The following is an 11,466-nucleotide window of genomic DNA, read 5'->3' as shown; positions in this document are numbered from 1 at the left end:
GAGGCACACACATACGGCGCCGGGTCCAGATGTAACGACCGGCCGCCCACCGTCATTCCCGGGGGCTGACCCGGCTGGCATCCGCCATCGGCGGGGCACCTGCTCGGTCGTACGCACGGTGTAACGCCCCGACGCCCGCCGAGATTCCGCCACCACCGCGCCCCGACCACACCCCAAATCGACACAAACCCGACCATCGGTCGGGTTTAGGGGTAAAGCCCTAATCAGAGCCGCTAGTGGGGATCCGCTATCGGTTGTTACAAGCGGAGTCGGCGTCGTGGCGGGGCCCGATGTTGTGTGCCCGCAGGCGCCAACCCCGCAATTCGTCGTGCCACAGCTCGGTCCAGTGGCAGTTCCGCAGCGAGTCGATCGTACGCAGTACGGCGGGCTCCCAGCCGAGTAGTTGACCGATGCCCTGTCGGGCGCCACCAGCATGGGTGGCGACCACCACCGTCCCACCGGGGACGGTATCGGCGGCCTCCTGGAACGCGACACCCAGCCGCTTACCGACGTCGTCCAAGGTTTCGATGCCGGCTCCTGGGTCTGGGTCACCGGCCCGCCAACGGGCGTACTCGTCCGGGTACTGTGCGGCCGCCTCGGTCAGCCGCAGCCCCTGCCAGGGCCCGAAGTGCCGTTCCCGCAGCCGTACGTCGGTGTGGACCGACAGGCCGGTCAGGGTGGCCAAAGCGGCGGCCGTGTCCGCCGCCCGCCGCAGGTCGCTGGCGAAGATCGCGTCAGGGTGGAACCCGGCGAGCAGCTGGGCGGCAGCGCGCGCCTGCTCCCGACCGAGGTCGTTCAGACCGACGTCGGTCTGCCCCTGCACCCGGCCGCTGGCGTTCCAGTCGGTATTGCCGTGCCGCCAGACAATCAGCCGCGTCATTCGGCGGCGCCGGGCTCAGCGGCAGCGAGGTCGCGGTCAACGAAGGGAATCTGCGGGCAGTCCTTCCAGAGCCGGTCCAACGCGTAGAACTCGCGCTCCTCGGTGTGCTGGACGTGCACGACGATGTCCACGTAGTCGAGCAGCACCCAACGACCGCCCCGCTCCCCCTCACGCCGGACCGGCTTGGCCTTCTCCGGCAGCTGGAGCAGGCGCTCCTCGATCGCGTCAACGATGGCGAGCACCTGACGCTCGTTTGGGGCGGCGGCGAGCAGGAACGCGTCGGTGATGGCGAGCTGATCACCCACATCAATGATGACGATGTCCTGCGCCCTCTTGTCGGCGGCGGCCTGGGCGGCGGCGGTCGCCAGCTCGTGTGCGCGTTCGGAAACTGTCACCGTTCTCCTTCGATCATGCGTGCGACCCTCCAAGCGTCTCACATGTTCGGGCGACACGGCCGGTCGGTTACGGCGCGTCCGGACCGGAACGGCCGCAGAACGGGACGGATCACTGCTGGTAGAGACGCCGTTTTGCGATGTACTGCACTACACCGTCGGGCACCAGGTACCACAACGGCGCGCTCCGGGAGACCCGGGCACGGCAGTCGGTGGAGGAGATCGCCATGGCGGGCACCTGCACCAGGCTCACCGTGTCGGCGGGCAGGTGCGCGTTGGACAGCCTGAAGCCGGGCCGAGTCACCCCGATGAAGTGAGCCAGCTCGAAGGCCTCGTCCAGGTCCTTCCAAGAAAGGATCTTCGCCAAGGCGTCCGCGCCGGTGATGAAGAAGAGCTGCACCTTGGCGCCGTACACGGCCCGCAGATCACGCAGCGTGTCGATGGTGTAGGTGGGGCCACCGCGGTCGATGTCGGCCCGACTGACCTGGAAGCGAGGGTTGGACGCGGTGGCGATGACCGTCATCAGGTACCGGTCCTCGGCGGGGCTGACCGGCTCGTCCGCCTTCTGCCACGGCTGCCCGGTGGGGACGAAGATCACCTCGTCCAGCCCGAACCGGTCGGCCACCTCGCTCGCCGCAACCAGATGCCCGTGGTGGATCGGGTCGAACGTGCCGCCCATGATCCCCACCCGTCGGATGTCTTCCTCCACCCCGCGATCTTAGGCCGGCCCCGGCCGGCGCCGTCCCCGCCCCGGCTGCCCCGCCGCCCGACGCCGATGCGGCTCCGCCTTCCACGAGGCGATCCGCACCCAGCACGAGCGCCGGGTGCCGGAAAGTGGGATTACTCCCAGTCGAAAACGACGGTGCCCGCGCTCCTCAGGCGTCGACCGCCGCGACGGCGGTCCGGACGACCAGTGCGCGGCGCATGTCGTCGTCCGCGTCGATCAACGTCCGACGAAGACCCCGGGTGAGATCCCCCCGGGCGAGCAGCTTCGCGACACCCTCCCGGGTGCTCTGCGCGACCGCATAGCGCGGGAACGCCCGCTCCGCGATCCGCTCCGCCACCCATGGGGTACGCAACCGCGAGGCGGCCGGCATGTCGGCGAGGTACCGCCCGACGTACGGGGCGGTCAGCGTCGCCTGCTCCGGCTGCCAGAAGCCCTTCGCAGTGGCCTCAACCAGACGGTTGGAGCATTCCGTGTCCGCCACGATGATCTTCCAGGCAGCCTCTTTGGCCGCCGGGTCGGGCAGGGCCGCGCGACAGCGGGCGGCCCGCTCGGCCCCGGTTGCACTCTGGTCGGCTGCCGCCTCGGCGGCGATCTCCGCCGCACCGGCCCCGCCCAGCACCACCAGCCGTCCCAGCACCGCCCACCGCAACTCCGCGTCGATCGCGAGCCCCGGCGGCCTGCCCCAGCCGGCCAGCCAACCGGCCAGCCGGTCCACATCATCGGTCGCGGCGACCCACCCTCGAGCCCCGGCGAGCTGAAGCGAACCACCGGGCGGCGCGGTGTCGAGCAGCTGCCCGGTGGCGACGGCGACCTGGGCCAGGGCGGCCTTGCGGGCGCGGGGGGCGAGGTAGCGGTTGATCAGCGATCGACTGATCACGACCACATCCTCGACGATCACCACCTCGGTCTCGGCCGGCAACGCGGTGGTGATCAGCTGCACCAGCTCCATCACCGGCCGTTCCCCGTCAGTGACGGCGTCCAGCTCGGCTCCCCAGAGCAGCGCCCGCGCGAGCGAGTCGGTCAGGCGGGGCAGCAGCAGCGGTACCGCGTCCGCCGAGGCCGGATCCAGTCGGATCTTGGCGTAGGTCAGGTCGCCGGCGTTCGGCAACAGCAGCTGGGCGGAAACCTGCCCGGCCAGGTCCGTGAGCACCGTGCGACCACCGTCAACGGAAGGTTCAAGATCCACCAGGCCGTGCTCCATGGTGCCGTCAGCGGCGCACCGGGCGACGCCGACCCGGTGCGGGCGCAGCACCGGGTGGGACTCCGGCGCACTCTGCACCAGGGCCACCTCGGTGTATCGACCGTCGGCATCGAGCGATACCTCCGCCCGCAGCGTGTTGACCTGCGCGGTACGCAGCCAGCACCGGGCCCAACCGGTCAGGTCGCGCCCACTGGCCGCGGTCAGGCTGGCCAGCAGGTCCGCCAGGGTGGCGTTGCCGAACCGGTGCTCGGCGAAGTACGCGTTGAGCCCGGCCAGGAAGTCGTCGTCGCCGAGCCAGGCCACGAGCTGGCACAGCACCGAGGCGCCCTTCGCGTACGAGATGCCGTCGAAGTTGAGCATGGCCTGGGCGGCGTCGGTCACCTCCGCCGGGGCGACCGGGTGGGTCGACGGGCGCTGGTCGGCCGCGTACCCCCAGATCTTGCGTCGCATCGCGAAGGCCGTCCAGCCGCGATCGAAGCGGGTGACCTCCGCGGTCACCCGGGTGGCCAGGTACTCGGCGAACGACTCGTTCAGCCACAGGTCGTCCCACCACCGCATGGTGACCAGGTCCCCGAACCACATGTGCGCCATCTCGTGCGCGATGGTGCTGGCCCGCCACTCGCGCTCGCTCTCGGTGACCGCGGACCGGAAGACGTAGTCATCCCGGAAGGTCACCAGCCCCGGATTCTCCATGGCCCCGGCGTTGAACTCCGGCACGAACGCCTGGTCGTACTTGCCGAACGGGTACCGCTGCGCAAATAGCTGGTGATACCGGTCCAGGCACTGCTTCGTGATCGTGAGAATTTCGTCGATCTCCGAGTCCAGGTGCGTCGCGAGCGACCGACGACACCAGACGCCGAGCGGGATGCCGTCATGCTCGTCCCGGTGGACGTACCAGGGCCCGGCGATCACCGAGACCAGGTACGTGGCCAGCGGTTCGGTCGGAGCGAACTCCCACCGCCCTGGACGCGGCGAGGCAGCCAGCACGCCGTTCGCGGCGACGGTCCAGTGCTCGGGTGCGGTCACCGTGAGGGTGACCGGGGCCTTGAGGTCGGGTTGGTCGAAGGCGGCGAAGATGCGCTGGGCATGATCGAGGAAGGACATGGCGTACAGGTAGGTCTCCCCGTCGGCCGGGTCGACAAAGCGGTGCATCCCCTCACCGGTATTGGTGTACGCCATCTCCGCCTCGACCGTCAGCGTGTTCCGCTCGGCGAGGCCGGTCAGTGGCAGCCGGTTGTCGACCAGCAGAGCAGGGTCAAGATCGGTGTCGTTGATTCGGACCGAGCGCAGCGTCTGCGGCTGGCATTCGACGAACGTTCGGGAGCCGGGGTTCGCCCGAAACCGGATGGTGACCTGCGAACGGAACCCCTCGTCGCCGGTCACGTCGAGGTCCACCTGATAGGACTCGACGGAAATCACCGCGGCGCGCGCGGTCGCCTCTACGCGGGTAAGGCTCGGCATCCGCTTATCCTGCCCGATGGAGCAATACGAATTACGCCCCCACACCGCACTGGAGGACTGGACCATGACGACGCACCCCAAAGGCGACTTCGATGTCTCGCGGGCCGTCTGGCAGCGAGCCGAGGGCGACACCTCCGAGGCCGCCGTCGAGGTCGCGTTCGTCGACGACCTGATCGGCATGCGGAACTCCGCCGAGCCGGACGGGCCGGTACTCGTGTTCACCCAGGCCGAGTGGGACGCCTTCGTCGCCGGCGCCCAGGACGGCGAGTTCGACCTGGACTGACTCGGCTGGACCGCCTCGGCTTGGATCGACGGTCCGGGTCGAGGCGGTGCGCCCGCCCGTTCGCCCGGCCGGCCATCGGTGTGATCCGCCGTTTGGCTGCGGAGTCCGCTGGTGGGACCGGACAATGATGGATTGTCGGGTCGGGGGCGAGCCCGCGCCACGGCGCCGTGGGTCGCGGATCGACGGAGGGTTCAGGCATGGCAGAACACGCGAAGGCGCGGTCGAGGACAGGGCTTCAGGTCGCGGCCCTCTCCGTGGCGGGTATCCTCCTCCTGCTGGGAGTGCTCGGGTTCGTGCCCGGGATAACCACCGACTATGGCGAGTTGCGGTTCGCCGGACCGGACTCCGAAGCGAAGCTGTTTGGCCTGTTCCAGGTCTCTTTCCTGCACAACATCCTGCTTCTGGGCTCGGGTCTGGCCGGCCTGATTCTGGCTCGCCGGGTGAGCGGGGCACGGCTCTTCCTCACCGTGGGTGGCGCGCTAACCCTCGCCCTGTGGATCTATGGGCTCGTGATCGACCGGTCCAGCTCAGCGAACGTGATCCCGGTGAACGACGCCGACAACTGGCTACATCTCGGGCTCGGCTTCGGGATGCTCGTGCTCGGCCTGCTTCTGTCCAACCAGAAAGGCACCGGAGGCCGGCTCGACACTCCGCTGGACCGACCCTGACCCGTCCGCCGGCCCGACTGCCCGCCCCGCCAACGTTGCCCTAGAGCCCGCGATGCGGCTCCGCCCGCCAACGTGGCCCTAGCCCGATGCGGCTAACCGCTGCCCCAACGTGGCCCTGGCCCGGTGCGGATGCCCCAGGTGATCAGCCGGTGCGGTCGGTCACTCCGCGTCGCCGTCGACCGGCTCGCCGGATTCGGCCTCGTCCTCCGGGCGCTGCCGCCGGGCCTTGCGGGCTGCCAGCCGTTCGGCGGCCGACGGCCGCTCCGACTTCTCCACCATCCGCTGGTCCCCACCGCGTACCCCGGGGACGAACTCGGTGTACAGCGTCGGCTGCCAGTCGAACTCACGTTCGCCGATTCGGACCAGGTCACCCGCCTGCGCGCCGGCCTTGCCAAGCTTCTCCTCGACGCCGAGTCGGGCCAGTCGGTCAGCCAGGTAGCCGACCGCCTCCTCGTTGTCGAAGTTCGTCTGCCGGACCCACCGTTCCGGGCGGGTACCCCGCACCACCCAGGTACCTCCCGGCGCAGCCTCCACCGTGAAGCCCGTGTCGTCGACCGCCTTGGGACGGATCACGATCCGGGCGGGCTCCGCCGGCGGTGCCGCCGCACGCGCCGCCGTCACCAGCTCGCCCATGGCGTACATCAGTTCCTTGAGCCCAGCCCGGGTGGCCGCCGAGACCTCGAAGACGCGGAAGCCGCGGGCTTCCAGGTCCGGCCGGACAATCTCGGCCAGGTCCCGTCCATCCGGCACGTCAACCTTGTTGAGGGCCACCAGGCGCGGCCGATCAACCAGCCCACCGTACGCGGCCAGCTCCGCCTCGAGGGCATCGATGTCGGCCACCGGGTCGCGCTCTGTCTCCAGCGCCGCCGTGTCAACGATGTGTACGAGCACAGCACAGCGCTCAATGTGCCGAAGGAACTCCAGGCCGAGCCCCTTGCCGGTAGCCGCGCCCGGAATCAGGCCGGGTACGTCCGCGACGGTGAAGGTGTGGTTGTCCACCCGGACCACGCCGAGGTTCGGCACCAGGGTGGTGAACGGATAGTCAGCGATCTTCGGCTTCGCGGCGGACATCACCGAGATCAACGATGACTTACCCGCGGACGGATAGCCGACCAGACCAATATCGGCGACGCTCTTCAGCTCCAGCACCACGTCCATCTGGTCGCCGGGCTCGCCCAACTCGGCGAAGCCCGGCGCCTTACGGCGGGCGTTGGCCAACGAGGCGTTCCCCCGGCCACCTCGGCCGCCCCGGGCCACCTCAAAGGTCGTCCCGGCACCTACCAGGTCAGCGAGCACCGTACCGTCGGCGGTCTGCACGACGGTGCCGTTGGGAACCTTGAGGACCAGGTCGGCGCCGTTCGCTCCGTCCCGGTTCGATCCGGCTCCACCCCGACCGTTGGCGGCCTTGACGTGCGGACGGAAGTGGAAGTCGAGCAGGGTGTGCACCTGCGGGTCAACCACCAGCGAGACGCTGCCGCCGTGCCCGCCGTTGCCCCCGTCCGGACCGCCGAACGGCTTGAACTTTTCCCGGTGAACCGAGACACAGCCGTGCCCGCCGTCGCCGGCCTGCAGGTGTAGGACGACCCGGTCAACGAACGTCGTCACGCCACCAATCCTTCCAGCGGAGGGTCGTACTGAGCACAAGAAAAGCCGAAGCGGGCCGGGACACCAGGTCCGCGGCCCGCTTCGCCGGAGAGCCTACTGCTGCGGAACGATGCTGACGGTCTTGCGACCGCGCTTGGTACCGAACTGGACCGAACCGGCGGCCAGCGCGAAGAGCGTGTCGTCCCCACCCCGGCCGACCAGGTCACCCGGGTGGAACTTGGTGCCACGCTGGCGGATGATGATCTCGCCCGCGCTGACGAGCTGACCACCGAAGCGCTTCACGCCGAGCCGCTGGGCCGCAGACTCACGACCGTTACGCGAGCTGGACGCACCCTTTTTGTGAGCCATTGGAGGACGACCTACTTCCCGCTGGAGATGCCGGTCACCTTCACCTGGGTCAACGGCTGGCGGTGACCCTGGCGCTTGTGGTAGCCGGTCTTGTTCTTGAACTTGTGGATCCGGATCTTCGGGCCCTTGGTGTGCGCGGCGATCTCACCGGACACCTCGACCTTGGCAAGCTTCGCCGCGTCGGTCACCAGGTCGTCACCGTCGACGAGGAGCACCGCGGCAAGCTGCACCGCGTCACCGGGGGCACCGGTGAGCTTCTCGACCTCGATCACGTCGCCCTCGGCGACCTTGTACTGCTTGCCGCCGGTCTTGACGATCGCGTACATCGGAGGCGGACTCCCTGTCGTTGAGGCTGCTGGCGGTCGTTCCCACGGCGGCTCGCCGGATTACACACAGGCACGGCGGCGCGGGCACGCGGGAGGTCGGCACACCAAAGTGCGCCGCCGGCAAGCGTACGCCATGGTCCGGAGCTCCCCCAAACCGGCCGGCCGAAACGCCCAACCCTACCCGCCGCGATGCCGCGCCGACCGGACCCGCGGGGCGGTTCCGGTCGGCGCGGCATCGCCGTCAGGGACGGGTACGGCATCGCCGTCAGAGACGGGTACAGCGCCGCCGTCAGAGACGGGTACAGCGCCGCCGTCAGGGGCGGGTACGGCGCCGCGCACCGCCCCGGCGGGAGCGCCGCCGGCCCGCAGTCTCGGGCTCTTCGCCGTCATCGCCGCCCACCGCGTCCGGGTCGTCGGGCGCCGCGAGCCGCGCCAGGTCGCCGCCTTGACTCGCTACCACGCTCGGGGCCGCCGATGTTTCTACCTCATACCGCGACAGGTCATAGCCCATCGTGTCGTAATAGTCGGCACCGGGCGTCGTGGAAGCGGCTTCCGGGGTGGTGGTGGCACTGGCGCCCCGTGCCTCCTCGTTCTCGGCCACGGTCCGCTCGGCAGCGGCGGCCCCCTTCCGCGCCCGCCGGCGAGTCGACCCGCCTGCCTCGGCCGACGCCACCGCCTTGACCTTCTCTCCGTTGCCGCCCGCACGTGGCTTCTCCGGCACCGGCTCGGTGTGCAGGATCAACCCACGACCCTTGCAGCACTCACAGGTCTCACTGAACGCCTCCAGCAGACCGGCACCGATTCGCTTACGGGTCATCTGCACCAGGCCAAGCGAGGTGATCTCCGTCACCTGATGCTTGGTGCGGTCCCGCCCAAGGCACTCGGTCAGCCGACGCAGCACCAACTCCCGGTTCGACTCCAGGACCATGTCGATGAAGTCGATGACCACGATGCCACCGATGTCACGCAGCCGCAGCTGGCGGACGATCTCCTCGGCGGCTTCCAGGTTGTTCCGGGTAACCGTCTCCTCCAGGTTCCCGCCGGCACCGGTGTACTTACCGGTGTTCACGTCAACCACGGTCATCGCCTCGGTACGGTCGATCACCAGGTGTCCCCCGGAGGGGAGGAAGACCTTCCGGTCCAGGCCCTTCAGAATCTGCTCGTCGATCCGATACTCGGCGAAGACATCCACGGTGCCCACGTGCCGGCGTAACCGGGCGACCAGGTCCGGCGAGACATGCGACAAGTACGACTCAACCAGGTCGTACGCACCCTCACCCTCAATCACCAGTTCCCGGAAGTCCTCGTTGAAGAGGTCCCGGACAACCCGGATGACCAGATCTGGCTCCTCGTAGAGGAGCACCGGAGCACCACCCCGGCCCGCCTTAGCCTGGATGTCCTCCCACTGCGCCTGCAACCGCTTGACATCCCGCGCCAACTCGTCCTCGGTGGCGCCCTCAGCGGCGGTGCGGACGATCACGCCCGCTCCCTCCGGAACCAGCTTCTTCAGCGCGTCCCGCAGGCGCTTGCGCTCGTTGTCCGGCAGCTTGCGGCTGATCCCGGAGGCGTTGCCGCCCGGCACGTAGACGAGGTGCCGGCCGGAGAGCGCCACATGGCTGGTCAGCCGAGCGCCCTTGTGTCCGATCGGGTCCTTGGTGACCTGCACCAGGACCGAATCACCGGACTTGAGGGCCTGCTCGATCGAACGGGCTCGCCCTTCCAACCCGGTGGCGTCCCAGTTGACCTCACCCGCGTAGAGCACGGCGTTGCGGCCACGGCCGATGTCGACGAACGCGGCCTCCATGCTGGGAAGGACGTTCTGCACCTTGCCCAGATAGACGTTGCCGGCCATGGTGACAGCCGAGTTGCGGGTGACGTAGTGCTCGACCAGCACCCCGTCCTCCAGTACGGCGATCTGCGTGCGGTCGCCCCGCTGCCGGACCGCCATCACCCGGTCCACCGCTTCCCGGCGGGCCAGGAACTCCGCCTCACTGAGGATCGGCGGTCGGGTACGGCGCTGCTCGCGGCCGTCCCGGCGACGCTGGCGCTTGGCCTCCAGACGGGTCGAGCCGGAGACGCCCTGTACCTCGTCAACGGTGCGACGCGGCTCCCGGATCTTGACGACCGTGGGCACCCCGTCCTCTGCGGCGGCCTCCACGTCTCCGGCACCACGCCGGCGCCGACGGCGGCGGCGCCGGGTCAGCCCGTCGCCTCCTCCGGCCTCGGCCTCGTCCTCCTCCTCGGCCTCCGGCTCCACCGCCTCGGTCTGGACAGCGGCCTCCTCGGCCTCCTGCTCCTCGACCTCGTCGGCGCCCCCCTTGCCCCGGCCACGCCCGCGACGGCCGCGCCGTCGACGACGCCGGCCACCGATGGTGTCGTCATCGTCTTCGCCCTCGGGAGTCTCCTCGGGCTCCTCGGGCTCCTCAGGCTCCCGGGCCTCCTCGGTCTCCCGGGCCTCCTCGGGCTCAACCTCCGCGATCGACTCGCCGTTGCGGCGACCCCGTCGGCGGCGACGCGAGGGCTCGACCGACTCCTCAGCGGCCGGCTCTGCTGCGGCCGGTTCCTCGGCGGCTCGTACCGGCACCGACTCCTCGGGCAGCGGGGCCATGAACAGCACTGTTGGGGCGGAGAGCCGGGCACGTCGGCCACGGGCCGGGCGCTCCGGCTCAACCGGCTCGGCCACCGCCACCCCGGGCGGCACCTCCCCCACCACCGCACCGCCGGCCGGAGTCGACTCGGTCTGCTCCTCCTCGGTCGCGGCAACCGGTTCGGTCGCGGCCGGCTCAGCCGGAGCACCAGCAGGTTCCACCGGGGCAATCGGCTCTACCGGAGCAGCAGCCGGGTCAACCGGAGCAATCGGGTCAACCGAAGCAGCAGTCGGCTCGGCGGGTGCAGCAGACTCAGCCGGCGGGGAGGTGGGTTCGACCGGTGCCGGGGCGGTCTTCTTGCGGCGGGTCCGGGTCGCCTTTGCCGGCGGCACGATGTCCGCCGCCGCCTCCTGCACACCGGAGACCGTCACCGGCTCCGCCGGCGCCTTGGCCGTCGTAGCCTTCCGGCGACGACGCGTCGCCTTCGTTGGCGACTCACTGTCGCCCGCGACCGGGGCAAGCACCTCGGCCTGAGGCGCCTCGCCCGCCCCCGGCACGGCGGCGCTACCCGCCTCGATCGGCGCCTCGGTCTGTTCCGGCCGGCTGACCGGGGTTACCCGCTTCCGACTGGTCCGCTTACGGACCCGAGCTACCGGCTCGGCCGCGCCGGTAACCGCCGCCTCACTCGCCGCTGGTCCGGCCAGTTCGGCCGCGCCGGCACTCGCCGCTGGTCCGGCCGACTCTGGGGTGTCCCCGGCGGACTCCCGGGCAGCCCCGGCGCCCCCCTCGGACGTGGTGTTTGCGGAGGCAGCACTGTCGCTAACACGATGTTCGGCGGTCTCGCCATCCGGGTGGAAGCCGGTGCGTTCGCCGCCCTCGGGCTCGTTCTCGAGCATGGACGTTCTCCAGTTCTGGCTACCCCGGGCGCGGGTGAGCGCTGCCACGCAGGGTCGCCGCAAAAGGTGTTTCCGCCAGTCGCGATCGACG

At 70.0% G+C, this 11,466-nt stretch carries 10 protein-coding genes; 2 read left to right on the top strand and 8 right to left on the bottom strand.

Annotated features, from left to right (window positions below; genetic code table 11):
• Positions 1-247 precede the first annotated feature (247 nt).
• From B116_RS0117405 to pepN, 4 genes are all read right to left on the bottom strand, one after another.
• Entirely contained in the window at positions 248-880 is a 633-nt protein-coding gene (locus B116_RS0117405) for a histidine phosphatase family protein (RefSeq protein WP_027660803.1), read from the bottom strand.
• Positions 877-1,275 carry a ribosome silencing factor gene (rsfS, locus tag B116_RS0117400; RefSeq protein WP_018216623.1) on the bottom strand — a complete coding sequence of 133 codons (399 nt, stop codon included), beginning with the start codon at positions 1,273-1,275 and terminating at the stop codon, positions 877-879. The genes B116_RS0117405 and rsfS overlap by 4 nt, the downstream gene beginning before the upstream one ends.
• Before the next feature lie 109 nt (positions 1,276-1,384).
• Positions 1,385-1,981 (bottom strand): nicotinate-nucleotide adenylyltransferase, encoded by a 597-nt coding sequence (gene nadD / locus B116_RS0117395; RefSeq protein WP_018723944.1) that lies wholly within the window; start codon positions 1,979-1,981, stop codon positions 1,385-1,387.
• 166 nt (positions 1,982-2,147) lie between these two features.
• Entirely contained in the window at positions 2,148-4,661 is a 2,514-nt protein-coding gene (pepN, locus tag B116_RS0117390) for an aminopeptidase N (RefSeq protein ID WP_027660802.1), read from the bottom strand.
• 64 nt (positions 4,662-4,725) lie between these two features.
• Here pepN and B116_RS0117385 point away from each other — a divergent pair, with 64 nt between their 5' ends.
• Both B116_RS0117385 and B116_RS0117380 read left to right on the top strand, forming a co-directional pair.
• On the top strand, positions 4,726-4,944 hold the full coding sequence (locus B116_RS0117385; protein WP_018216626.1) for a DUF397 domain-containing protein: 219 nt from the start codon (positions 4,726-4,728) through the stop codon (positions 4,942-4,944).
• Positions 4,945-5,141: 197 nt separating this feature from the next.
• A complete protein-coding gene (locus B116_RS0117380) occupies positions 5,142-5,612 on the top strand; it encodes a DUF4383 domain-containing protein (RefSeq protein WP_027660801.1) in 471 nt (156 codons plus the stop codon).
• 159 nt (positions 5,613-5,771) lie between these two features.
• On the opposite strand, the gene obgE is transcribed toward B116_RS0117380, so the two are convergent.
• From obgE to B116_RS0117360, 4 genes are all read right to left on the bottom strand, one after another.
• Positions 5,772-7,217, bottom strand: coding sequence for a GTPase ObgE (gene obgE, locus B116_RS0117375; RefSeq protein WP_027660800.1), 1,446 nt, complete (start codon positions 7,215-7,217; stop codon positions 5,772-5,774).
• A 93-nt stretch (positions 7,218-7,310) separates the two neighbouring features.
• On the bottom strand, positions 7,311-7,565 hold the full coding sequence (gene rpmA, locus B116_RS0117370) for a 50S ribosomal protein L27 (RefSeq protein WP_020608316.1): 255 nt from the start codon (positions 7,563-7,565) through the stop codon (positions 7,311-7,313).
• 11 nt (positions 7,566-7,576) lie between these two features.
• On the bottom strand, positions 7,577-7,891 hold the full coding sequence (gene rplU, locus B116_RS0117365; RefSeq protein ID WP_018723948.1) for a 50S ribosomal protein L21: 315 nt from the start codon (positions 7,889-7,891) through the stop codon (positions 7,577-7,579).
• A 313-nt stretch (positions 7,892-8,204) separates the two neighbouring features.
• Entirely contained in the window at positions 8,205-11,375 is a 3,171-nt protein-coding gene (locus B116_RS0117360; RefSeq protein WP_027660799.1) for an Rne/Rng family ribonuclease, read from the bottom strand.
• Between the last annotated feature and the right edge of the window lie 91 nt (positions 11,376-11,466).

Source organism: Salinispora fenicalii (genome assembly GCF_000514815.1).
Lineage (GTDB): Bacteria > Actinomycetota > Actinomycetes > Mycobacteriales > Micromonosporaceae > Micromonospora > Micromonospora fenicalii.
The sequence above is the reverse complement of the archived record's forward strand: the minus strand, read 5'-3'. Positions and strand labels throughout refer to the sequence as shown.